Genomic DNA, 25,237 nt, shown 5'->3' with positions numbered 1-25,237 from the left:
TCAGCAGACGCGTCGTTCCGTCGTCATTTTGTTAGCGGCCCTCACCAGAAACGGCTGGCAGAGCCTTCATCAAATCAATCTGTCGCAGCGGGGTCAACTCGCAAGCGCAAGCACCAGAATAAGAATACCCAAAAGCGCCAATCCCCACACCATCGGTCCGCCGAACGCGCTGCGTCCCGCGGCAACTTCGAGATTTTCCTCAGCCTTGTGTAGCGTTTCCTCGACCGCGTGCTCTGCTTCTTCGATCGCATGCAGAACTTCGCCCGGCGTGTCCTCGATCGCTATTCTCTTGGCTTCCTCCGCAACACCGGCATCAAGCTCGTCATCGACAGCGGCGTCTTCGGCTGCCGGCTGTGCGGGTGATCCGACCTGTTCGGTGAACTTGGTGAAAAAGTCTTCCGCCATTTTCTTGGCAGTTGAGTCCACCAATCGGCTGCCAAGCTGCGCCAGCTTGCCACCAACCTGGGCCTTGGCTTCGTAAGTGAGTACGGTCTCGTCGCCCTCTTCCGCCAATCTGACGTCCGCCGATCCCTTTGCGAAACCGGCGACGCCACCCTTGCCCTCGCCCACGATCGTGTAGCTCTCCGGCGCGTTGATGTTTTCAAGCGTGACGGCGCCTTTGAACTTTGCCTTGACCGGCCCGATCTTCGTCGTGACCGAAGCGTTCATCTCGGTATCCGATGTCTTTTCCAGGCTCTCGCAGCCGGGAATGCTGGCTTTCAGAATCTCGGGATCGTTGAGGGCCTGCCAGACAACCTCTCTTTTTGCCGGGATTCGGCGGGTGCCGCTCATATCCATTTGCATCTCCCTTTCAGCCTTAGCGCTGCCCCGTTGCCTGCCGCATTTACCGTCGGGTGCACGCGGGGCGCAGTCTGGCATGCATTGCTATGAGAGCCTGCATTCGCCAGAAATTCAATCACTTATCGCAACAATAAAGGAAAAGCCGACTTGGTGCCCTCACCCTGAAGACAGTTTAGCTGGGAATCAGGCTCAGTTTCAGAGGGCGACCTTGTGTGTCTCGTCAGCCGGCCGCCAGATCGGGACCATTTGCGGCGTTGATGAAGCCATCCAGCTCGGTGCTGGGAATCGGCTTTGCGAACAGATAACCCTGCAGAAAGTCGCATTGCTGCTCCTGCATGATCTTCCTCTGATCGGCAGTCTCCACACCCTCGGCCGTAATGCTAAGGTCAAGCGCTTTGGCAACGGCGATGATGGACCTCACCACCGCCAGGGCATCCGGATCCTGTTCCATGTTCATGATGAAGCTGCGGTCGATCTTGATCCCGTCAAGCGGCAGTTTGCGGAGATAACTGAAAGAGGAGTAGCCGGTACCGAAATCATCGATGACCACCTTCGCACCCTTGCTTCGCAGCCATGTCAACAGCGAAAGGGTAACCTGATCGTTGTTGACGAAAAGGCCTTCGGTCACTTCGAAGACCAGCCGGTCCAGGCCAAGCCCGGCTGACGCGGCCGCATCTTCGATATCCTTGTAGATCCGGTTTGCCTGCACTTGTCTCGGCGACAGGTTCACGTTGAGCCGAACCCGTTCGGAAAGACCCTTGAGCCTGTTGAATTCGGTGAAGGCGGACCTGAACATCCATGCGCCTATCTCCACAATCAGGCCGCTCGTCTCGGCCGCTTCAATCATGCGGGTCGTGTTCAGCATTGCACCCGACGCCGTGCGGAAACGCATAAGCGCCTCGAACGACGCGATCGCTTCATCGGAAGCCTGCATGATCGGCTGATAGTTCAGTGAGAATTCCGCCTGTGCGCCTTTGCCTGTGAGCAGGGATGCGAGCCGCAATCTCTCCAATGCCGCTTCTTGCATGAGCGGATGGAATACGGCGTGATTTGTGAGCCCTTTCTGCCTGACATCATTCAACGCAATCGACGCATGGCGCACGCATTCCTCAGCGCTGCACTCAGCGCCCTCCACAGACGCAATCCCGCATCTCAACTTAAGTGAAATCTGGTTCTCCTCAATCGCAATAGGGTCCTGGAATGCGTCCTCGATCCGCGCAACGATATCCTGGATCCTCACATGCAATCCGCCTTTGAGAAGGATGAGAAACTCGTCTTTTTCCTTTCTTGCGATTGCCAGCGCATCGGGAAACGTCTGCGACAGCCGGTTGCCCGTCTGTTTCAGAACGGCACCGGCCTTTTCATCACCTATTCCATCAACAATGAACCGGAAGCGCTGGATATCGCAATGGATCACAAGAAGCGGACGTTCGGCCATGACCTGGCTCTGGAATGCTTCGAGAAAGCCGGAGAACGTCGACTGACCTGTGGTGCGATCAACATAGGCCAGGTTGCGGATATGCTCCAGAAGACCGGTTTTCTCGTAGCCAAGCGCAACATTGGAAACAAAAAGACGGATGATTTCCGAACCAATCTTTTCGTTCAGAACAGAGATCGGCAATCCAATGAAAATGGCGCCTGAGAGGCCGTTTCTGGTGAGCAGTGGCAGCGCGACACCCTGAGACGTGGAATACTCTGACATTTTGGCAATGCATTCGCTCACGCATTTTCGCACAAGATCTTCGCCGATGATATCAAGAGGCAGATCCAGTTTGTCTGCAAACATTCCCGATCCCGCCAGGACACGCACGTTGGACGAACCCGCTGCGCCCGCTTTGGGAGAAGACTCCATGCCGCACAGCAATCCGTCCACCGGCTCACCGGCCAGCTCTGAAAAATTTTTCAGAACAAGGTCGGCAAACTCATTCAACGCATTTTTCTCAACGATTGCCGAGAACTGTGCGTTCAGCTTCTTCAGTTTTTGCCGATTGCTCTCCAGTGATCGAACAAGCTTGTAGCCACGCAATGCGGTGACAATCGCAGTGATCAGTTTCGTGCGCGAAAGCTCCGCTTTCTCCGCATAACCATCGACATCGAATTTCATGATCACATCGGTCTGCGGGGCGTAACCCGGCTGACCCGTCCGAAGGATGAGCCGTGTGAAACTGTTGCCGAGCTCCGACCGGATCCAGCTCACCAGACCCAGTCCGGCCGTGTCATTTTCCATGACGACGTCGACCAGCGCGACAGCAATGTCATCGTGCTCTGACAGCAGCTCCCTTGCTTCCTGCGCAGACAGCGCATGGAGAAGCTGGAACGACCGGCCGTCGAACTCGCAGCCGTCGACCGCGATCCTGGTGACATCATGCACGTCGGGATCATCGTCAACGACAAGTATTTTCCAGGGTGTGTCTGAAACCCGATGGGATTTCGATTTGGGAGGTGCCAGAAAATCCATGCTCATTCAGGACACCTGCAGTTCTGTGACCTGCGTGCGCAGCTGCGGTGTTTTCAAGGGAATTTCAATCGTGAATTCCGTACCCGATCCAACCTTGGATACGACCGATATCGACCCGTCCAGGGCCTCGGTAACCAACTGGTAGCAAATGGCCATCCCAAGACCGGAACTTCCCTTGCCGAATTTTGTTGTAAAAAAAGGTTCAAACACCTTTTTGAGATTCTTCTCGGGTATCCCCACGCCAAGGTCCTTGCAGCTTAGAATTATTTTGGTCCGGCTCCGGCGGCTCTTCGCGTTGTCCTGCACGTCCAGCACGCGCGTGCGAATGACAACTTCCCCGGTGTTTCGCCCCTCGTAGCCATGTTTGATCGCGTTTTCCACGAAATTGGAGAGCACCTGGCTCACGGCGCCCGGATACCCCTCCAGATCGACATCGGCATCGAGATCGAGATCAAGGTTGAACGATGTCTTTTTCAGGGTTGGCTGGAGTGTGGCCAGCGTCTCGCGGATGATATGATCGAAATTGAAAGAGCGCATTTTCTCGCTCTGCCTGTCTACGGCAACCTGCCTGAAATTTCCGACGAGATCCCGCGCGCGGCCGAGAGTCTTTTCTATGATTTTCGCCGTATCACCGATGCGCCGTATTTCGTTTTCAAGGGAATCCTTGCTCAGGCTTTGTTTCTCGAGTTCGGACTTCAGGAGGTCCGTGGAATCATTGATCGTCGTAGCGGCCATGAGCGCATTGCCGAGCGGTGTGTTCAACTCGTGTGAAACACCTGCCACCAATGCACCGAGCGCGGCGAGGTTGTCTGCCTGGATGAGTTCTTCCTGCACCAGCTTGAGCTGCTCCGTGCGGCGAGCGACGAGTTCTTCCAGATTGGTCTGGTATTCCTGAATTTTCTGCAGATCATTGTGTCTGCGCTGAACCATCGACTGGAGGCTCGATGCCAGGATGCCGATCTCGTCTTCGCGCCCGGGCATGAGTTGCGTAACAGGAGGTTTCTCGATCAGTTTCGGTGTCGAAAGATAAGCGACAATGTCGGTGAGCGGGCGCCCGATCAGCCGTTTGAAGACCGTTCTGATGACGACGGTAAGCAACAGCAGATAGACGACGATGGCCGCCACGATGTAGCCGACGGTCGAAAAGATCTCCTGAGATATTGTATTCCTGTCGATGAGGATGAAGACTTGACCTATCGCATCCTTGTGCAGGATCGTGCTTGGCGATTGCAGCGTGTACGAGAGAGCACCCGCGCGCCGCGCGCCTGCAACGGGGTCACCAAAATTTCCCGTGTCGGGTGTTTCCACCCAAACGCGTTCCACCACTTCGAGGCTTTCAAGACCGCGAATCAACTGGAGCGTCGCTTCCGCGTTGACGGTCCATATGGCCCTCTCGAACGGACGTTTCGTGGCTTCGAAAAACGCTTCCGTCACGCGGATCGCGCGGGCATGCGAGGCATCCCACGTGATCTTGGTCAGAACCCCGATGAAAAGGACGCCCAGAAGTGCAAAAAGACCGAGCGTATAGAGGATAAACGTCCGGGACAAACTGACCCGGCCCGCCTTCTTGGGAGCATATGGCACCGACGCACTGCCGATAACACTCAAGACGTCTACCTCTAGGCTGAACGTGATCCAGTCGGAGACACAGGACAAGGACCGCCCGTTCGTGAGCCTGCATCCGCAGACAGATCACCAAACGGATTGCCAAACCACACCCCAACCCCGATTACAGATTTTGCTTAGGTTTTCTAAATTTTCCATAAAAATCAATTGTAAATTAAACCAGTCAAACCTGTCTTTTCTAAAGGTAATGGCACCGATCGGCAAAAAACAGCAGCCACCTACTTGGTGAAGACAGAAAAATTGTTGAAGCTGATTTCTGGTTCTTTTTCTCAAAAATGAACTTACTCTGAATTGAATGAACTTAAATAATAAAAACACTTTTTTGCTGCTATTTATCTACGTGATTTTCTGTCCCGTTTATGTATAATATTCCATTAGTTCTTGCTCAAGATCCGGTGGACATGAGCGTTTGCTTCGATCAGCCGAGTAGGCGCAATGAAAGAAGAAGACGGACCTCGTTTCGAGCTACCAGACAAGGCCCTCACGGCTCTGCCGACCGGGGCCGTCAAAGACACTGTCGAGCATTTGGGACACAGAATCGCACTTGGACACTATCCCGTCGGTGACGTTCTTCCCAAAGAGGATGAACTTGTCGCGTCGCTTCGCGTTTCACGGACTGTCATTCGCGAAGCGGTCAAGGTTCTGTGCGGCAAGGGGCTGGTGCGAACGGCACGAAGATATGGTTCCCGCGTTTGCCCCTTCACGGACTGGAACCTTCTGGATCCCGACGTCATCCGCTGGCATACGCCCGACTGCCCCATGACCGCGCGGATCTTCGCCGAAGCATCGCAGCTGAGATTCATTTTCGAGCCGGAGGCTGCGGCCCTCGCCGCCGTGAACGGGTCGCGCAACCAGCACGAACGGATCCTGCAGGCGGCAAGAAACGTGCATGGGGATTATGGTGAAGCCGCAATGATCGGTGCTGTCTTCGCGTTTCATTCCACAATACTTCAGGCAACCGGGAACCTGATGCTGACGCATTTCCAGAACCTGATCCACGCGGTTCTTGTTTCGTCCTATGCATCAGGTGACGGCAATTTGCCGGGCGAACCTGCTTTTCGCGAACACCATATCGCTGTCGCCCTGGCAATCCGCGCACAGGAACCCGACGCTGCCCGCAGAAAAATGCGGGACCTGCTCAACTTCGGCGGCGGCGCCGCGCCGTCGGCGGATACCGGTCGCAACATGCTTTAACAGCTGCGGTTGCCCGCTCCGCCCGGCTCCTTCCGGTCACGGAGCGCAAGACACCGGGACCGGTGATCAGCCTCAAGCGGCGTGAGCCGGTATCAAGTGGCAATGAGCGCACGGACCAATTCGCTTTCCAGATCTTTCAGCGCATCGATCACGTCGAAATGGTGCCGACCGGGTTCCACATGAAAATGCGTTCCCGGCCAGGCCTCCGCCAAAAGCCTTGACTGACGCACAAATTCCGGGCGCTCCTGCGCTCCGACCCAGGCAGTGACGGAACAGTTCGAGATCTTGGTTCGAAGCGCCGGGCTCTCGGCGGCTGCAGCGGTGTCGGACAAGGAGAAGTCTTCGTTCATCTTTGTCTTTCGCAACGGTCGCAAGTCATGAAGCCCGCTGATCGAGACAACATTTTCCACCCTGCCCGACGTATCCCCATCAAGCGGCGTGTCATCGCATATCATTCGTGTGACCAGATGTCCGCCTGCCGAGTGCCCTGCCAAGCGAATTGGACCTGCATTGTTTTGCGCGGCAAACGTCACGGCCGAGCCAATCTGTTGCGTGATATCGGCAATGCCGACGGTCGGCGCCAGATCGTAGCTCGGCAGTACTACCGTCCAGCCTTGCATCAAGGCACCAGCAGCGAAGTGCGACCAGAAAGACTTGTCGAACCTCAGCCAGTAACCGCCATGCACGAAGATCACGAGACCGCGCGACGTCCCGTGCGGGTAAAACTGATCGAGTTTCTGCCGTTCGGACGGCCCGTAAGCGGCATCCAGGGACTTGTCCGGCCACCCTGACCGGAAGGCGTTCGCCGCACTTGCCCACTCCTCCGGATAGTCAGCGGCACCCGGAATGTGAGCGCCGTTGGCATACGCATCGTCCCAGTCTGTGGTTTCCGTTTCCGTCATGAAAAATCCTGCATGCAATGAATCTCCGGCGCACATAGTTGCATAAATCTGCCTGCAGGAGGACCGCGAAGCTGACTGACCGGCTTGTCAAGCAAGGCCGGACCGGCCTAACGTCGCAGCGCAACTCCCGAGCCCGGAAACAAGTCGATCCATGATGCAGCGCTGCTCCAACCGCGTCCCAAACCTGTCCCACTACCTGACGAGGAACGCGAGGCGCTGGCCGCTGCGGCCCGCGCTTCACTGGGAAGACAGGAGCTGGAGCTGGGCGGAGCTTGACCGCCGTGTCTCGGCGCTTAGCACAGCGCTGCGCGGCGAGTTCGGGATTTTAAAAGGTGACGCAATCCTGGTCCAGGCGCAGAACTCCAACCAGATGGTGGAAACCATGCTCGCTGCGTTTCGGCTCGGCGCCGTCTGGGTTCCCTGCAATTTTCGCCAAGCACCCGGCGAAACCGCCTTTGCCAGCGTCAAGGCAAAGGCGAAGGTCTTTGTCTGCGACGCGGAATTCAGGGAGCAGGCAGAAGCTGTCAAACAGGAAAGACCGGAGCTCACCGGTGTCATCACGATCGGCGAGAGCGATTTCGGTCTCGACTATGAAAGTCTGGTTTCCGCGCATTCAGGATCCGACTTTGTCAATGAACCCGTCACCTACGATGATCCCTGCTGGCTCTTCTTCACCTCCGGATCGACGGGCCGGCCGAAAGCCGTTGTCCTGACCCATGGCCAGATCGGCTTTGTCGTCGTCAACTATCTGGCCGACCTCTTGCCTGGAACGAACGAGCAGGATGCCTCCCTCGTCATAGCGCCGCTTTCCCATGGCGCCGGCCTTCAGCAGATTGCGCAGCTGCCGGCCGGGACCGCGCATGTCCTGATGCCGCACGACGGATTCAACCCGGCAGTCGCTTTCGAACTGATCGAAAAACACCGCGTGAGCAACCTCTTCACCGTGCCGACGATCGTAAAACGGCTTGTGGAAGATCCGGCAGTGGACAGATACGACCATTCAAGCTTGCGTCACGTGATCTATGCGGGGGCGCCCATGTACCGGGATGACCAGAAAAGAGCGCTCGAAAAACTGGGGCCTGTCCTGGTGCAATACTACGGGCTTGGCGAGGTCACCGGAAACATCACGGTTCTGCGACCGCAGGACCATTCTCTGGAGGACGGACCGCAAGCGCGAATCGGAACGTGTGGCACCGAGCGCACCGGCATCGAAATCAGCATTCAGGATGATGATGGAAACTTGCTGAAACCCGGAGAGACCGGCGAGGTCTGCGTTGTCGGCGCAGCTGTTTGCGCCGGATATCTTGAAGACAAGGCTGCGAACTCCAAGTCTTTCCGCAAAGGTTGGTTCCGCACCGGCGATATCGGCCACATGGACGAAGAACGGTTTTTATACCTCACCGGGCGGGCCTCCGACATGTACATTTCCGGGGGCTCGAACGTCTATCCGAAGGAAATAGAAGAAGTACTTCTCGCGCACCCGGACGTTTCCGAAGTTGCAATTCTCGGAATCCCGGATGCGCAATGGGGAGAGATCGGGCTTGCCGTTTGCGTTGCCAGCACCGGGAAAACCGTGTCGGAGACGGAACTTTCAGCGTTCCTGACCGGCAAAATCGCACGGTACAAGATGCCGGCACGCTATCTGTTCATCGATGAAATGCCGACGAGCGCCTATGGAAAGATTACAAAAAAACTCGTCCGTGAGCACTTGCAGGAAACGGGTTTGATATGAGACGCCCGGCTCCCGAACGACTGGCAGACATCAGCCACCCGGGACCCCGATGCACCGACAGACGTCCCTACCGGCTTTGCAACGCCGAGAAGATTTCGGTTGTCTTGCCGTCCGGTATTCCGTTTCTCGAATCGATTGCAAACTGGATCGAACCGGCCGGTTACGATTCCGCCGTGCTCGACCTTGCGGGGCTGACCCTTGCCCCCTTTGAATATGTCATGCCGGACAGGGCAATCGACGACAGACATGCCGCCTGGTACAGCGACACGAAGCACTCTGTTGGAACTGTTCTTTCGGAAGCGGTCGCGATCGTCGGCCAAAGAGACGGTCACTGGTTCGCCCACATTCACGCCTATTGGACCGAAAACGGCGGGGACCATCTGGGACACCTCCTCCCCGATACCTTGATTGTCGGCGAAGAAAGCCAGATCACCGGCTTCGGCATCAGCGGCGCGATGTTTGTCGCTCGGCCTGATCCTGAAACGGAGTTCACACTTTTTCGGGTTGCCGGCTCACGAGAAGAGGCGAGAAACGCACGTTTCAATGCGCTCATCACGACGCTCGCCCCTTTCGAAGACCTTTCGACAAGTATCCAGGGATTGGGACAAACACTGGGCGCTGCAAGCGTGAAAGTGGCCGGTCTTGGCAGCCTTGCAGGTGCACAGTTTGGGGATGCGCAGCCCATGCGCGGACTTGTCTCGGAAATCCTGCTTCAGAAGGGCTGCAGCGTTGACGCCGGAGGCGGCATGAATCTGCCCGTGCGATGCGTCGACCTGAACGGCCAACTGCATGCCGGCCATTTGCAGGCCGGAGCCGCTCCGACGCTCATTACGTGTGAGCTCCTCCTGATCGCAGATAGATAGCGCGGTTCGCCCGGACATATGCCTCAGACGCGATTCGCGGAGAGATTTGCATGAAAGATGAAAGGTGAAATACGTAACATCACATGCGATATCGCCAATAACAAACAAAGGAATGAAGTAAATAATTGTTTTTCTTGGTTTTCATGTAATTGGCAGCTTCATCAAGTCGATTATTGAGTAATTTTATTTACTTAATATCATGATTTACTAAGAAAACTGACGACAAAATTGAGACCTTCCCTCGAGTCCAGAGCTATTTCCGACCAACTTTGATCATTTGATGAGGATATCCGGATCACGAGGTGATGGGCTGGATATCCTCACCCGTTGCGGAACGCGTTCTAGCGACAAGCATCAAGATTGGCTTGGCCCTGTTTCGTGATCGGTCCGAGTTCCTTGGGCTGGCCAAAGCACCGTTCGAATTGCTTCGCAAGTTGATCGGGATTGAGGATGTGCCGCGACCGATGAGGACGAACAGATTTGCCCCGATCTCCGCGTCGAACTGATCAATGCAGTCCTCGGAGACTGTGTTGCGCTTTTTCCCGATCTGCGGGTTGGTCCTCTCTTTGCCCGCCTTTGCTCATGAGCTGACAGCACCGGCAAGTGTTGATGCAACGGAAACAGGCTCGAGCGATCGACTTCAAACTCTTGGCAAAAAAACACACCGGAAAATTGTTTCACGGCCTTCTGGCGGAAAAATGTCTAGAAAAATTCCGTATCAGTCAGAGCCAATTTGTATTTTCTGGCTTTAAACAATTCAAATTTCGTCCCGAACGGAAGTTGGCCCAGGCATTCGCGTCCAAGATGATGTTCCAAACCAAAATTATGTTACGAAACACCCATTTCTTTGCATGTGATCTTTCGCAGGGTGTCCGATGGCTGACAAGTTGGCCGGTATTCCGAGGCAATGGAATGTCAGCGCAGACCGACATTTGCGTTCGAGATCAGACCGAGTTCATATGCAATTGCAATCATTTGCGTCTTGTTCTGGGCATGCAGTTTGCGATTGAGGGACGCTATGTACCCGGCTACCGTCGATTCGGCGACGCCAAGGATCGTTGCGCATTCGGACGAGGTCTTGCCGCGAGCCGACCAGACCAGGCATTCAATCTCTCTGGTACTGAGCACAAGTTTCTCGCCAAGGTCCCCCATGAGCGCATAAAGGCGGGAGAAGATGTGCTGGCTGATCAGGTGCAAGGTCGCCATTTCCGCTGCTGTTGGCAACGATCGGTTTCCCGAGAATCCGATTGCCCCCCGGCGCCCGGTCTTGTCGTGACATCCGAAGTAGACACCGCGCGGCATTTCATGCTCCATGAACAGGTCGATCGCGGCGTTTTGCTCATGTTCCGGTCTGTCTGTTCCCAGCGTCTCGAGATCATACTCAACCGGAACATCCGTTTTTCGCAACCCGGCGATGATCGGACTGCTTTCCAATAACTTCAGCCGGTCATAAGCCGCCAACAGGGCACCACTCCAGTTGGAAGCAACGATGCAGGGGCGAATCTCTTCGTCCGTCACCTGGGGGAGAAACAGAACCACATAGCTTGCGAAACTGAGATCTTCAGCAATGCGGCGCAGTTTCGAATACAGTTCCGAGGGATTTTTTACGGCGTTGATGGATCTGTAAAGCTCAGACAGATAACCCGATTTTTCTACAGTTGCATCCGCCATAAGAGCCTTCTGGTTTGGTCTTTATCGGTAGCCGAGGATACAAATCAATGAGTTGAATCTGTCGCAACATCCTAAGAGGAAGCGTCGGCACGCAAGACAAACATTAGTGTTTTGTTCTGCTCCGGTCCCCGTCAGAACGGTTTGCCGGGAACCGGCGCAACGCATGCGCAACTGATAATTGCATGACTTAATTAGCCGTGCCAAACGAAATCCAAAAAACCCTATAAAGTTGTTTTCTGATTATGCACCCTTAAGACGTGCTGGTTACAGACCCTGATTTGGGATGTATGCCGGTCGATATCGAGAGCGATGAGCACGGACTTGCAGAGCAAACTCACGCCCAGTTCCGGATAGCGGCGGTTTCAACAGGCTTTCTGCTTCCTGCGCTTTTCGAACCTTCTCCCTAAAGTCGCAACACTCGCCTCGGAACAATCAGGACACGCATGCAGGGTCACGACCGGCCGCAGCCAGCGGGTCGCGAGGAACTGCGACATGAGAGCAAAACCTATTGGCCAATCAACCGGACCTTACCGCCGACGCAAGCCCGGAAGAAACAATCGACCGACCCACCAAGAACAGTAAGAGAACATTTACCCTTGCAGAACACAATAGGAACAGGTACTGTGTTCTTGATTTGTACCAGCCCTCATTTGTGGTCAGGGAGAGCCGAAAATGCTCACGCGCAAGCAGTATGAACTGCTCATGTTCATTCACGAACGTCTGAAGGAAACCGGCGTTCCGCCATCATTTGATGAAATGAAGGATGCGCTGGATCTGCGGTCAAAGTCAGGCATACACCGCCTGATCACGGCGCTCGAAGAACGCGGGTTTATCCGGAGACTGCCGAATCGGGCACGCGCGATGGAGGTGGTTCGCCTGCCCGATTCGATCGCTCCCGGTTTGGGGACCGCGCGGCAACGCGGCAGCTTCTCACCTGAGGTCATCGAGGGATCACTTGGGAAACAGGAGCCGGAGCGCTCCGTGCCCGTGAAGCCGGAGACGGGAACGGAAATCCCGGTTATGGGACGCATTGCGGCGGGCGTGCCGATTGAGGCTATCCAGACGCACAGTCACTCGATCAGCGTTCCGCAGGAGCTTCTCGGAAAAGGCGAGCACTATGCCCTTGAGGTGCGCGGCGACTCGATGATTGAAGCCGGTATCCTGGACGGCGATACCGTTCTCATCCGCAGAACGGAGAGTGCGGATAGCGGAGACATCGTGGTTGCTCTCGTCGACGAGGAAGAAGCGACTTTGAAACGGCTGCGAAAAAAAGGCGCGTCAATTGCGCTTGAAGCTGCGAACCCCGCGTATGAAACTCGGATTTTCGGACCAGGCAGAGTGCGTGTTCAAGGACGTCTGGTCGCCCTCTTCAGACAGTATTGAGCCGGCGACAAGCGCCGGCTGCAAGCGCAGAGGATGCCTCGTCTGGACGGCGTCTCTGATCGTACAGAGTTCGGGTAGCACGGCTATTTCAGCGAGGCGCGTGTCACATCTCCCTGCCGGTGCCACGCACGGGGGGACTCATCGACCGCGAACTCGATCCTGACGACTTCGGTCCTGACTTGGTCCTCGTGAGGACGGTCTGCAACGTTTCCGCCTGATCGGGTCGTCAGAAGCTCACGTGTTTCTGCAGAGAGCCAGAGTGATATGGCACCTCTGACCTGGCGAACGCTCTTGTCCAAAACGATTGGGGCAGAGCAATTCCCGGATACGATCAGGTCGCTCACGATCAGGTCAGCGTAACGGCAATCCTGATAAAGTGCATCCAGTGTCCTGGGCGTCGCAATCAACAGGGGTTTGGCTGGGCTTGAAGTAGGTCGTGCCTGCTCAGACCGGGCATAAGCTTTCACAACGCACCCGAGGTCGTCGCAATGCAGTTGCGGCGATTTTGTCTTGTGCGACTTTATCTGGTGTGGCGGCACCCCCTCGGCTTGATACCAGCTCTCGGTCTGAAAGGATCCGCCGCGGCCCGTCCACTTCAGGGTGCCGCCGGCGTCTCTGGCCGCGATCCGGTAACCTGAAGCTGCGATGTGAACGTCCGGAGAAGGCGAAGCCCAGACCAAACCCGCCCCAAGCGCGAGCGGCACCGCTGCAAGAAGCCGCGACCGGCCGCGCAGCAGGAAGACAGCAAAAACGGCGGCGACAAGGGCCAGCATCTCGAACGTGGTGAGCTGCCCGATCGCGCCGCTTCCTCCGTCCAGCTCTGCCACGAATTGCGCGATGTTCAGAAGAACGTTCAGTCCGAAGGCCATGACGGCAAGTGGCAGCGAAGACAGCCCGAACGGCATCAGGACAAACGCAAGCACGCCCATTGGCATCACCAGAAGCGAAAACACCGGCATCCCGAGCATGTTTCCGACAATCCCAAATGGCGCAACGCGTCCGAAGTGATGCGCGGCGATGATCCCCGTCGCGATCCCTGCCACTAGCGCGGTGACGAAGAGACCGAGCAGCCACCTGCCCGTCGATCGCAGGAACCGGCGTTTCCAACCGGTCTGAGACACACTCTTCAAGCTTGTCCGTTCGGCTTGTTCCCGCCAGGTTTCATAGACTGCGACCAGACAAATGACGGCTGCGAACGACATTTGAAAACCTGGATAAAAAAGGCGCTCGGGAGCCAGCGTCAGGAGGAACAGCGCAGCGAGCGCAACGCTTCGCAGGGTTAGCCCCCTGCGTCCTGTTAGCACTCCGAGAAAAACCAGGGCGATCATGAGGAAAGATCTCTGCGTGGCAATCGACCCACCCGAAATCAGCAAGTAAAAGGCCGCGGCCATCAATGCACATACCGCAGCGAGTTTGTGGGTCGGCATTCGAAGGCTGAGAGCCGGAAAGAGAGACAGAAAGAACAGGAACGCCCCGTAGGTGCCTCCCGCGAACAGCGCCATGTGGAGACCGGAAATTGCGAGGATATGCGCAAGTCCCGCGGCGCGGAGATTGTCTTGTTGATGTTCGCTGATCGCACCTCGATCACCGACGAGAAGCGCAACAGCGAGAGCAGCTTCCGGAGCATCTGCGAGATCGGCCTTGATGCGTGCGGCCAACTTGTCTCTGATCGATTGCACATACGCCGCAATCTGCAATCGGACCGAAATGCCTCCGTGGTCTTTGACGTCCGGCACACCGAAACTGAAACCCGTTGCCCCGATTTGCGAAAAATAGGCCCGGAAAGAAAAATCATAGCCTCCGGGCATCACTGGACCGGACGGTGGAAACAAACGCGCCCGGAACTGGACTTTGTCACCGATCACCGCAGCGGTCGTCGCGGGCACGCGGACGCGAACCCGGGTCGGAAAGACAACGTCTTGCAGGGAGTGTTCATTCACGGTTTCGACGCTGACAAGCAGTCGTGTTCCATTGAGCCGATCTGCCCGTTCGAGCACAAATCCGGTCAGATCGACGGTCATTTCATCTGCCAGGCGCGGGGCAGCGACATATGCCGTCCGGATCGAAGAGAGAGCCCCTCCTGCGCAGAATGCGAGAACAAACAGAACCAGCGGCGTAACGCCTCTTGTCCGGCTTCTCAGAAGTGCCAATCCCGTGACTGCGCAGAACACGACCGAAACGGCTTGCCAGGAAGGCTCGTCCGGGAGCATTGCATAGACGGCGATACCGGCAGCATACGAGAAACTGATCCACAACAACGCGCGGTCTTCCCAGGTTCCGCGTTTCGCTGCACTGACGCCATTGTCCCGGGTACGTGAAAGCAATGTATGAACGGAACGGTTCGCTTCGTTTGAACTGTTGGCCTTGCGCGCGGGATCTACATAAGGGTCAGAAGCACGCGCCGCGTTCCCCAACACGTTGCTGCGTATTTTGACCTGACCTGCCCCGTCATTGCCCGGCATGGATGGACCATCGTCGCCGGACAGCGGGAAGAAACCGCTCGAGCACTGTTTTGCCCCGTTTTCCTGTGCTAAGACCGCGCCACATTGACGGCGCACTCCGCGCAGTTCACCCGATAGAGACTTTCAAAAATACACCATGGCAAAAGAGATCGTTACGCGTTTCGCTCCTTCCCCGACCGGATTTCTCCATATAGGCGGTGCCCGGACAGCCTTGTTCAACTGGCTCTTCGCCAAACACAACAACGGCAAGATGCTGCTGCGGATCGAGGACACCGACAGGGCGCGATCGACCGAGGAGGCGGTTGATGCCCTGATCGACGGACTTACGTGGCTGGGGCTTGACTGGGAGGGCGACCCGATCTCCCAGTTCTCGCGCGTCGAACGGCACAAGGAAGCAGTCGCGCAAATGCTCCGGTCCGGTAACGCATACAAGTGTTACAGCACGCCTGAAGAAATCGAAGCCATGCGCGAAAAAGCGCGCGCTGAAGGCCGCCCCCCGAGATATGACGGAACCTGGCGGGACAGGGATCCGTCCGAAGCACCTGCGGGCATTGATCCCGTTGTGCGGCTCAAAGCCCCCAGTGAAGGTGAAACGGTCATCGAGGATCAGGTTCAGGGACGGGTCGTCATACCCAACAAGGATCTCGACGATCTCATCCTGTTGCGCTCTGATGGCACACCGACCTACATGCTTGCCGTCGTCGTCGACGACCACGACATGGGAGTGACCCATATCATTCGCGGCGTCGACCATCTAACCAATGCGGCGAGGCAGATGTTGATCTTTCAGGCACTCGGGTGGGAAACGCCAGTAATGGCCCACATACCCCTCATTCACGGACCGGATGGGGCCAAGCTTTCCAAACGGCACGGTGCGACGGGCGCCGAAGCCTACCGCGCTCTGGGTTACCTGCCGCAGGCAATGAGGAACTACCTCGCCCGGCTTGGCTGGAGCCACGGCGACGAGGAGATCATGTCGCTGGACGACATGATCAGGTGGTTCGGACTGGACGCGGTTGGACAGTCCGCTGCCCGTTTCGATTTCAAGAAACTGGAAAACCTGAACGGTCACTACATGCGTTCAACGGATGATGCTGAACTCATGGAACACTGGAAGACCTATCTGCGGCATGCGGACAATGGCGAAGCAGTACTCGCCTGGCTGTCGGCAGGCGAAAACGAAATGACCGCGCTGGCCGCCCTGCCAGGTTTGAAGGAACGCGCCAAGACGCTTGTGGAACTGACGGAAAGCGCATCGTATCTCTGGCGCCAAAGGCCACTCGACCTCGATGAGAAGGCGCTGAAAATCCTCAGCGACGATGCAAAGTCCATCCTTCGGGAGCTGCACACCGTTCTGGAACTAGTGAATGGATGGGACGCCGATGCACTCGAAGCAGCCGTCAAGTCCTTTGCCGAACAGAAAGATTTGAAGCTCGGCAAGGTCGCCCAGCCCATTCGCGCTGCCTTGACAGGGCGCGGAACCTCGCCAGGCATCTACGACGTTCTGGTGGCGTTGGGCAGAGAGGAATCGCTTGCCCGCATCAAGGAACAGACAAGCTGACAGGTTTCCACGTACTTGCCTTGTCGGTACATCTGCCAAAGGAGTGTTCCGGCTAGGGTAAGTGGATGCGCAGCTTGCGCGAGCGTCTTTGACCAAAGCGTTATGCCGGGCTGCTTGCGGCACTGCGGTAAATGGGCTACGCAAGACGCGAAAATTTCTCAAGTGCCGTCCGGCGCAGGCTTTGCAGAAGCAAAATCAAGTCTGTTCTGAACAGCACATCAGGATAACACGAAGGGGTTTCTGTATGGCCGAAAACAACGCCAAGCTAAACGTTGGTGGTGGCGACCACGATTTCAACGTTCTTGACGGATCCATCGGGCCGTCAGTCATGAACATCTCGTCCATGTACAAAGACACGGGCATGTTCACCTACGACCCTGGGTTCACTTCAACAGCTTCCTGCGAATCCAAGATCACCTATATTGACGGTGACGAAGGCACCCTGCTTTATCGGGGTTACCCCATCGAGCAGCTCGCGGATCACGGCGACTTCCTCGAGTCGTGCTATCTGCTCCTCTATGGCGAACTGCCGACGAAGGTTCAAAAGGACGATTTCGTAAACCGTGTGACCTATCACACGATGATCCACGAACAGATGAACCGGTTCTTTTCCGGGTTCCGCCGTGACGCCCACCCGATGGCGATCATGGTCGGGACAGTCGGCGCCCTGTCGGCCTTTTATCATGACAGCACAGACATCACCGATCCGCACCAGCGCATGGTCGCCTCGCTTCGCATGATCGCGAAAATGCCGACGATCGCTGCCATGGCCTATAAGTATCACGTTGGCCAGCCGTTCGTTTACCCGCGCAACGATCTGGGATACGCCGCCAACTTCCTGCATATGTGTTTTGCGGTACCGTGCGAGGAATACAAGGTGAACCCTGTTCTCGCCCGTGCCATGGACCGTATCTTCATCCTGCATGCGGACCATGAGCAGAATGCCTCCACATCAACGGTTCGCCTTGCCGGCTCTTCCGGCGCCAACCCGTTCGCCTGCATCGCGGCCGGCATCGCCTGCCTCTGGGGACCCGCACACGGCGGCGCTAACGAAGCGGCGCTGAACATGCTGTCCGAAATCGGCTCCGTCGACAACATTCCCGAATATGTGGAGCGCGCCAAGGACAAGGACGATCCGTTCCGACTGATGGGCTTCGGGCACCGCGTCTACAAGAACTACGACCCGCGTGCGCGGATCATGCAGAAGACGACCCACGAAGTGCTCGGAGAACTCGGCATCAAGGACGATCCGCTCCTCGACGTCGCAATCGAACTGGAAAAGATTGCTTTGAACGATGAGTATTTCATCGACAAGAAGCTCTATCCGAACATCGATTTCTATTCGGGTATCACGCTACGCGCGCTTGGCTTCCCGACGACGATGTTCACGGTGCTATTCGCGCTTGCACGCACGGTTGGCTGGATCGCGCAGTGGAAGGAAATGGTCGAGGATCCGTCACAGAGAATTGGCCGTCCGCGCCAGCTCTATACCGGTGCGACCAAACGCGATTACACGCCGATCGATCAGCGCCGCTAGGGACTGCCTGCCAAAACAAGAAACACCGAATACCCCCGTTTATCCGGGGGTATTTTTTTGACGCTACCTGGCGCTGGGGCGTTGAGATGGCGGCAGAAAGATCATTGAAGTCAATTCGTTAAACCAGAATGGCACACTACCGAAGAGTCATTTTCGCATTGTGTTCATGACCACGTCGGCGGCAGCATCCCGCTGGCTGTGTCCATCCGGTAGTCGCATCAGATCATCAAGACGCGCCAGTTCCGAAAGCTGTGCCTCGCGCTCGGGGCTGTCTTCAAGCAGCAACTCCAGATGCGATGCGAGCACCCGGGCGTCAACCTCCTCGTCCAGGAATTCCGGAATTGTCTTGTTTCCAAGAATGATGTTGGGAAGGACGAAAGAGTCCACGTTCGCCAGTTTGAGAACCCGGTTGAGCTCCTTGAGCCGGCGGAAAAACCAGTCCACACGATACGCAACAACCATCGGCACTCCGGAAAGCGCAAGTTCAAGCGAGACGGTGCCTGATGCAGCGAGAGCGGCATGTGCGCGGCGGAACGCGGCATGTTTGGCCTCCAGGCCGACCACGATCTCCGGTTTGTACCGCCAGTGGGCGGTGCCTTCCCGGATCCTGTCCTCCAGATGCGCCACCGCCGGCAAGAGCACCTCAACATCCGGCAACTCGTCCTTTACAAGCGCAACCGTTTCACCGAAATCGGACAAGAGACGATTGATCTCGCTACCGCGGCTGCCAGGCAGCACAAGAAGAACCTTGTTGGGCGCATCAATGGCGGTTCTTTCATCTTGCGAAGGGCGAAGATGAGCAAGGTTTTCGCTCAAGGGATGGCCGACATAATGGGTGCGCGGTCCGCCCAGCCTCCCGTGCACGTCAGGTTCGAACGGCAAGAGTGCAAGAAGTTCGTCCACATAGGCACTCATCTTTTTTGCGCGACCTGAACGCCAGGCCCAGACGGAAGGAGACACGTAACCGACGATCGCAATATGTGGAGCCCGTTTCCGCACACGCTTGGCCACGTTGTGGGTAAAATCGGGACTGTCGATGATCACAAGCACCGACGGATCTTGCGCAATGATAGCATCGACCGTCTGATAGACGCGCCGGACAATGAGTGGCAAACGTGCCAGGACGGCACTCAATCCCATGACGGATACGTCGGTCATGTCAAAAAAACTCGTGAGACCGAGAGACGCCATCCGCTCCCCGCCGACACCGCAATACCGCACATCGGACCCAAGTCGGCTGCTCAGCGCTTTCATCAGCTCGGAGCCCAGCTGATCACCCGACTCCTCACCCGCAACGAGGCAGATCGTCGGCACGGCCTCACTCATTCGCCGGCCCATCTGAGAGAAGCGAACGATCGACACCGACCACGAACAATCCCGCAGCATCCGCTTTTTGCAGCGTATCTGCCTTGTCCGCTATCAGCGCTCCCCGGGCTTCGACCGCTATTCCGGAAAGGCCCGCGGCGAGTGCAAGATCAATAGTCTTCGGTCCCACTGTCGGCAGGTCCACGCGCAGATCCTGGTTGGGTTTGGCGGTTTTGACCAGAACGCCTGTCCGGCCACGCGCCCGAACTCGGCCACTGGACCTCAACTCAGCGCAGCGCTGAAGCATGGCATCGGTTCCCTCCGCCCCTTCCAGCGCGATTACGCGGCCGCCGACCGCAACCGCCGCCTGCCCGATATCCAGTTCGCCCAGTCTCTCGGTTGCTTTCAGAGCGAGCTCCAGATCATGCCAGTCGGTCTTTGAAGGTTTGACCCGTCCAAGAACTCCGCTGGAAGCAAGCAGCTGCGGTGCCACATCCCTGATACCCACGACGAGAAACCCTTCCTCTTCAAAGAGACGGATGACCTTGGTCAGAAGGCTGTCGTCTCCGCCTGCCAGTGCCCGGATGATCTTGGGCAGTCTTTTCAGAGTACCGAAATCGGCAATAAAGGACATGAAGTCAGGCCTTTTGGAAACGCCGCCGATCAGCAGAACTTCTCTGCAGCCCGTCTTTTTCAGAAAAGCATAAAGGCGGCCGACTTCACCCCAGCCGAGTTCGGCATTCGCCTTGCGTCTGGTTTCCTCGTCGGCCTCACCCTTGATCGCGACAATTCGAAAGTCACGGCCAGCTGTTTCCAGCGCAGCCGCGATTTGCCGCGGAATGACGCCGTTTCCCGCGATGAGGGCCAGGCGCGCATATTGCACATCAGCCCCTTCTGGCATTTCGTCAGTCTTCATTGCGTGGCGTGCAAAACCGCCTGTCTTCCTTTTCAAGGATGAAATCGGTAACGGTTTTTACGAGCGGCTGCTCCGCTGCTTCCGCTGCGACTGCCTCCGCCCTGCTGCGAAGTGTCCCGTCTTCGCTCTCAAACAGGGCACGATAGGCCGCTCGCAGCGCATGGATCTGTTCTCGCGGCAATCCCTTGCGCTTCAATCCGATGAGATTAAGGCCGGCAAGGCGAGCGCGGTCTCCAATGACCGACCCGTAGGGGATGACATCAAACTCGACGCCGGTCATGCCACCGACAATTGCCCCGATCCCAATGCGCGACCATTGTCGGACGGCACTAAGTCCACCCAAAATCACGAAATCGGAGAGTTCCACGTGACCGGCCAGCGTTGCGTTGTTTGCAAGTATGACGTTGTTCCCGACAATGCAGTCGTGCCCCACATGGGAACCCATCATGAAAAGGCCGTTATCACCGACCTTGGTGACGCCGCCGCCGCCTTCGGTTCCGGGACTCATTGTGACGTGCTCGCGGATCTGATTGTTCGTGCCGATTTCAAGGCGCGTTACCTCTCCGGCGAATTTCAGATCCTGCGGCTTGTGACCGATGCTGGCAAAAGGAAAGATATGCGTTCCGGACCCGATGCTGGTGTGTCCTGCGACAACGGCATGCGACTCCAGAACCACTCCATCAGCGAGTTCAACGTTCGGTCCGACGATCGAGTATGGACCGATACGAGTTCCCTCGCCGATCACGGCCCCGTCTTCAACGATGGCCGTTGGATGAATTTCTGTCATTTTTCCTCACGCATCTATCAGCATCGCACTGACTTCCGCTTCTGCTACCTTTTTGCCGTCCACCTGAGCGACCGCGTCGAATTTCCAGATGTTGGCGCGTTGCTTGATTTTCTTGACATGAAAATGCACCTGATCGCCCGGCTCGACCGGCTTGCGGAACTTCGCCTTGTCGATCGTCATGAAGTAGACCAGTTGCGGCGGTGCATCGTCGCCGCGCGCATGAACACAGAGCGCACCTGCCGTCTGCGCCATCGCCTCAATGAGCAGAACACCTGGAAATACCGGCCTTTCCGGAAAGTGACCGGTAAAATGGGGTTCGTTGATCGTGACGTTCTTGATTCCGATACAGCTGTTATCGCCATCCATCTCGATGATCTTGTCGATAAGCAGGAAAGGATACCTGTGCGGCAGAAGCTTCATGATTTTCATGATGTCTGCGCTTGCAAGTGTCTTTTTTTCTTCGTCTTCCATGAGTGCCCCTCGGCGGATTAACTCCGAAACATTCAATCTATCGCGGTTTACGGCTCGTTGCCGCGTTCTGCAAGTTTTCTGACAGCGGCGACTTCCCTGAACCACTGTTTCACCGGTTTTGCTGGCGTTCCGCCATAACGTCCACCAGGTGCCAGGTCCTCGCTTACCACGCTTACGGCGGCGATTTGGGCGCCCATTCCAATGGTAACGTGCCCGCGAACGCCTGTTTGTCCCCCAATCGCTACGAAGTCCTCAAGCGTACAGCTTCCGGACAAGCCGACTTGCGAGACCAGAACACAATGCCGCCCCACAACGACGTTGTGGCCAATCTGTACCTGGTTGTCGATCTTGGTCCCCTCACCAATGACCGTATCCCGGTTCGCACCCCGGTCGATCGTGGTATTGGCGCCGATTTCGACATCGTCCTGGATGATCACGCGCCCGACCTGCGGCACCTTCAGATGTCCCTGCGGCCCCATTGCGTACCCAAAACCATCCTGGCCGCAACAAACGCCCGGGTGGAAGGTGACGCGATTTCCCAGAACGGAATGTTGGACGGTGCAATTGGGGCCGACCACACAATCCCGGCCGATCTTCACACCGTAGCCGATCACGGCATTTGACCGGATGACGGATCCAGAGCCGATTTCAACGCCCGCACCAACGACCGCGCCGGCTTCGATTGTCACGTTTTCCTCCAGCGTTGCCGTCTGATCGACCACCGCCCTGTCGGAGGTCCCGGAGCTCGCCGGCTCTCTGGATGTCATGGCATCCGGAAAGAGGTTTGCCAGCACTTTCGCCCATGAACGATAGGCATCATCACAAACAAGAACCGCCACGTTATCCGGCACCTTGTCCTTGTGCCGTTTACTGACGAGACAGGCAGCAGCACCCGTCGCTTCCAGTTGTTTCAGGTAAGCGGTGTTGTCGAAAAAAACGAGTGCCCCTGGGCCAGCGTCTTCCAGTGGTGCTACGTCCGAAATTTCCAGATCGTCTTCGCCCCGGTAAATTTCAGCCTCTGCCCATTCGGCAACAACTTTGAGCACGACGGATTCTGGAAATTCGAAGAACCTGGGCTTGGACATGTTTTCATCCTTGTTGCAAGCCAACAAAAAAGGCCGCCGTAGAGACCCGGCGGCCGTTTTCTAACTCAATTGACCGCGATTTAGAAGCGGGTACCGCCGCTCAATCTGAACAACTGGGTCTTGTCGGAGTCTTCCTTCACGAGCGGATACGCAAAGTCTGCGCGAATCGGGCCAAATGGCGATCTCCAGCGCACACCCGCACCCACAGACGCGCGGATTGCGAGGTCGTTGGAATCGACCCTGCCGCCGTTGTTTTCAACCAGGCTCACCAAGTCGCTGTCGGCATCCCAGAGCGAGCCTGCATCGGCAAAGACAGCGCCGCTCAGACCGAGTTCCTTCGGAATGATCGGGAACGGGAATGTTCCCTCCGCGGTCGCGGCAAAGAAGAACCGTCCACCGATGGCGTCATCCGTCGTCGCATCGCGAGGACCGATACCCTGGTTTTCAAAACCGCGCACGAGGTTGCCGCCAAGCATGAACTGCTCGGACACCCGCAGCCGTTCGTCTCCGAGCGCCATGATGTTACCGCCGCGCACCTGCAGACTACCGACCAGACCGTAATCGGCCAGGATTTCCTTGTAGGCACGGGCCTGGGCTTCGGTCTTGATGTAGTAGCTGTCACCGCCAAGGCCGGCAAACTGCTGTCCGAAGGACGCGAAAATACCGTCTGTCGGGTCAAGGTTCCGATCGAGCGTGTTGTAGCGCAAATCGTAACCGACGAGCGATGTCAGATAGGTACCGAGCGAGTCACAGACAGCAAGAGACAGATTGCTGGTGTTACAGTCGTTGATGTTCGTCGACTGGTTGTCGGGATCGGAGTTGTCTTCCTGGAAGATGTTGTAGAACAAACGCAGTGTCAGCTCTTCCTCGCGGAGCGGGAGCGTGAAGCCAAAACCACCGCCGGTTCTCTCCTGGTCGAACGACCGGTAGTCGTTCGCATCGTCCACTCTTCTATAGAGGTCGACATCGAAGGCCACACGGCGCCCCATGAAGAACGGCTCTACGAAACGGAATTCATAAGACTGGGTATCCGTGCCGCCACCGATCGAGAGCTTCACGAACTGGCCGCGGCCGAGGAAGTTCTTCTCAGTGAGCGACACGTCACCGACAATGCCGTCAACAGTCGAATAGCCGACGCCGAACGAGATCTCGCCAGTCGGCTTTTCCTCAACGCGGACATTGACCACAACACGGTCAGGCGCACTGCCCTGCTGCGTCGTGATTGAAACGTTTTCGAAGAAACCGAGGTTCCGCAGACGCCTTTCGGCTTTGTCAACGAGCGCCCGGTTGAATGCGTCACCTTCCACGATGTCGAATTCGCGGCGGATTACGTATTCACGAGTCCTTTCGTTACCGACGATATTGATGCGCTCGATATAGGCGCGCGGACCTTCCTCGATATAATAAATCAGGGAGATCGTGTTGTCGTCGTAATTACGAGAACCTCTTGGGCGAACGCGCGCGAAGGCATAACCTTCTTCGGAAACACGCAGCGTGATCTCTTCAACCGACTGCTCGACCCGCAAGGAGTTGAACGTCTGGCCGCTTCGCGTGCGTACAAGCCTGCGCAGGTCCTCAGGATCAACTTCGGCAATGGTCGAAACCAGCTCGACGTCGCCGATCTTGTAGCGCTCACCCTCATCAACAGTGAAGGTGACATAGAAAATGTTCTGCTCGCGATCGAGATCCGCGCTTACCGAAACGATCCGGAAGTCAGCGTAGCCCTTTTGGTTATAATATCTGCGAAGCAGTTCTTCATCGGCTGCCAGACGGTCGGGATCATAGGTGTCCGTGCTGCGCAGGAAGCTCAGCAGACCGGTTTCACGGGTCCGGATTACGTCGCGCAAACGGCCGTCGCTGAATGCCGTGTTGCCAATGAAGCTGATGCGTTCAACACCTGTCTTGGCACCTTCATTGATTTCGAAGACCAGATCGACACGGTTCTGCCCGCGATCAATAATCTTCGGCTCGACGGATGCGCCGAAGCGACCGGAGCGGCGATAAGACTCGAGAATGTTCTGAACATCTGTCTGAACGCGAGCGCGCGACAGCGTCGTGCGGGGCTGCGAACGAACCGCGGTCTCAAGGGCATCGTCCTTGATCTTGCGGTTACCCTCAAATGAGACGCGATTGATGATCGGATTTTCCGAAACCGTTACGATGACAGTGCTGCCGCGGGGGGTGATATCAACCGTGGCAAAAAGACCCGTCGCGTAGAGCGCTTTCAGGGATTCATCAACATCAAAAGCACTGTAGGACCGACCGGGAACGATGGTCATGTAACTGATGACGGTCTCGTCCTCGATGCGGGTATTGCCCTGCACCTGAATGCTTCTGGCCACGGCTGCCTCGGCAACCGAAACGAAGGACATAGGACCTGCCATTCGCGGCACGACCGACCCTACTGAAAACACGGCCGCCGCCAAACATACGGCCCGTATAAGTCTCTGCAATCGCTGCATTATTGCGCTATGCCTTTTTCA

General features: G+C 56.7%; 18 protein-coding genes. 6 read left to right on the top strand and 12 right to left on the bottom strand.

The window, feature by feature from the left end; genetic code table 11:
• Window positions 1-93: 93 nt before the first annotated feature.
• The 3 genes from RDA78_RS21060 to RDA78_RS21050 all read right to left on the bottom strand — a co-directional run bounded on the left by RDA78_RS21060 (window position 94) and on the right by RDA78_RS21050 (window position 4,867).
• Window positions 94-798 (bottom strand): SRPBCC family protein, encoded by a 705-nt coding sequence (locus RDA78_RS21060; RefSeq protein WP_434051742.1) that lies wholly within the window; start codon window positions 796-798, stop codon window positions 94-96.
• A 223-nt stretch (window positions 799-1,021) separates the two neighbouring features.
• Complete coding sequence (locus tag RDA78_RS21055; protein ID WP_434051741.1) at window positions 1,022-3,265, bottom strand: bifunctional diguanylate cyclase/phosphodiesterase; 2,244 nt, start codon at window positions 3,263-3,265, stop codon at window positions 1,022-1,024.
• Complete coding sequence (locus RDA78_RS21050; protein WP_434051740.1) at window positions 3,266-4,867, bottom strand: sensor histidine kinase; 1,602 nt, start codon at window positions 4,865-4,867, stop codon at window positions 3,266-3,268. It abuts the gene before it with no gap.
• A gap of 453 nt (window positions 4,868-5,320) precedes the next feature.
• Between RDA78_RS21050 and RDA78_RS21045 the strand changes: the two genes are divergently transcribed.
• Entirely contained in the window at window positions 5,321-6,079 is a 759-nt protein-coding gene (locus RDA78_RS21045; protein ID WP_434051739.1) for a FadR/GntR family transcriptional regulator, read from the top strand.
• A 92-nt stretch (window positions 6,080-6,171) separates the two neighbouring features.
• Here the strand turns inward: RDA78_RS21045 and RDA78_RS21040 are convergent, their stop codons facing one another.
• Window positions 6,172-6,981, bottom strand: a complete 810-nt coding sequence (locus tag RDA78_RS21040; RefSeq protein ID WP_434051738.1) for an alpha/beta hydrolase — start codon at window positions 6,979-6,981, stop codon at window positions 6,172-6,174.
• Between the two features lie 151 nt (window positions 6,982-7,132).
• Between RDA78_RS21040 and RDA78_RS21035 the strand changes: the two genes are divergently transcribed.
• Both RDA78_RS21035 and RDA78_RS21030 read left to right on the top strand, forming a co-directional pair.
• Window positions 7,133-8,713 carry an acyl-CoA synthetase gene (locus tag RDA78_RS21035; RefSeq protein ID WP_434051737.1) on the top strand — a complete coding sequence of 527 codons (1,581 nt, stop codon included), beginning with the start codon at window positions 7,133-7,135 and terminating at the stop codon, window positions 8,711-8,713.
• A complete protein-coding gene (locus RDA78_RS21030) occupies window positions 8,710-9,576 on the top strand; it encodes a hypothetical protein (protein ID WP_434051736.1) in 867 nt (288 codons plus the stop codon). Before RDA78_RS21035 ends, RDA78_RS21030 begins: the two co-directional genes overlap by 4 nt.
• A 915-nt stretch (window positions 9,577-10,491) precedes the next feature.
• On the opposite strand, the gene RDA78_RS21025 is transcribed toward RDA78_RS21030, so the two are convergent.
• On the bottom strand, window positions 10,492-11,247 hold the full coding sequence (locus RDA78_RS21025; RefSeq protein WP_434051735.1) for a helix-turn-helix transcriptional regulator: 756 nt from the start codon (window positions 11,245-11,247) through the stop codon (window positions 10,492-10,494).
• A gap of 672 nt (window positions 11,248-11,919) precedes the next feature.
• On the opposite strand from RDA78_RS21025, the gene lexA reads away from it, so the two are divergent.
• Complete coding sequence (gene lexA, locus RDA78_RS21020) at window positions 11,920-12,630, top strand: transcriptional repressor LexA (protein WP_434051734.1); 711 nt, start codon at window positions 11,920-11,922, stop codon at window positions 12,628-12,630.
• Between the two features lie 83 nt (window positions 12,631-12,713).
• Here lexA and RDA78_RS21015 read toward each other — a convergent pair whose 3' ends face one another.
• Window positions 12,714-14,954, bottom strand: coding sequence for a ComEC/Rec2 family competence protein (locus RDA78_RS21015; protein ID WP_434051733.1), 2,241 nt, complete (start codon window positions 14,952-14,954; stop codon window positions 12,714-12,716).
• Window positions 14,955-15,228: 274 nt separating this feature from the next.
• On the opposite strand from RDA78_RS21015, the gene gltX reads away from it, so the two are divergent.
• Both gltX and gltA read left to right on the top strand, forming a co-directional pair.
• The gene (gltX, locus tag RDA78_RS21010; RefSeq protein ID WP_434051732.1) at window positions 15,229-16,653 is read left to right on the top strand and encodes a glutamate--tRNA ligase; all 1,425 of its coding nucleotides are present in this window, start codon (window positions 15,229-15,231) and stop codon (window positions 16,651-16,653) included.
• Between the two features lie 244 nt (window positions 16,654-16,897).
• Complete coding sequence (gene gltA, locus RDA78_RS21005) at window positions 16,898-18,190, top strand: citrate synthase (protein ID WP_434051731.1); 1,293 nt, start codon at window positions 16,898-16,900, stop codon at window positions 18,188-18,190.
• A 147-nt stretch (window positions 18,191-18,337) separates the two neighbouring features.
• On the opposite strand, the gene lpxB is transcribed toward gltA, so the two are convergent.
• From lpxB to bamA, 6 genes are all read right to left on the bottom strand, one after another.
• Window positions 18,338-19,516, bottom strand: a complete 1,179-nt coding sequence (gene lpxB / locus RDA78_RS21000; RefSeq protein WP_434051730.1) for a lipid-A-disaccharide synthase — start codon at window positions 19,514-19,516, stop codon at window positions 18,338-18,340.
• On the bottom strand, window positions 19,509-20,411 hold the full coding sequence (locus RDA78_RS20995; RefSeq protein WP_434051729.1) for an LpxI family protein: 903 nt from the start codon (window positions 20,409-20,411) through the stop codon (window positions 19,509-19,511). The genes lpxB and RDA78_RS20995 overlap by 8 nt, the downstream gene beginning before the upstream one ends.
• Window positions 20,401-21,198, bottom strand: coding sequence for an acyl-ACP--UDP-N-acetylglucosamine O-acyltransferase (gene lpxA, locus RDA78_RS20990; RefSeq protein WP_434051728.1), 798 nt, complete (start codon window positions 21,196-21,198; stop codon window positions 20,401-20,403). Before lpxA ends, RDA78_RS20995 begins: the two co-directional genes overlap by 11 nt.
• 6 nt (window positions 21,199-21,204) lie before the next feature.
• Complete coding sequence (fabZ, locus tag RDA78_RS20985; RefSeq protein WP_306143713.1) at window positions 21,205-21,669, bottom strand: 3-hydroxyacyl-ACP dehydratase FabZ; 465 nt, start codon at window positions 21,667-21,669, stop codon at window positions 21,205-21,207.
• 47 nt (window positions 21,670-21,716) lie between these two features.
• Window positions 21,717-22,754: a UDP-3-O-(3-hydroxymyristoyl)glucosamine N-acyltransferase gene (gene lpxD / locus RDA78_RS20980; RefSeq protein ID WP_434051727.1), complete on the bottom strand. Its 1,038-nt coding sequence runs from the start codon at window positions 22,752-22,754 to the stop codon at window positions 21,717-21,719.
• A gap of 80 nt (window positions 22,755-22,834) precedes the next feature.
• Window positions 22,835-25,126: an outer membrane protein assembly factor BamA gene (bamA, locus tag RDA78_RS20975; RefSeq protein ID WP_434051726.1), complete on the bottom strand. Its 2,292-nt coding sequence runs from the start codon at window positions 25,124-25,126 to the stop codon at window positions 22,835-22,837.
• Window positions 25,127-25,237: the final 111 nt, after the last annotated feature.

The sequence above is a fragment of the Roseibium sp. genome (genome assembly GCF_051016195.1).
Classification (GTDB): Bacteria; Pseudomonadota; Alphaproteobacteria; order Rhizobiales; family Stappiaceae; genus Roseibium.
This window is presented reverse-complemented; position numbering and strand designations above follow the sequence as displayed.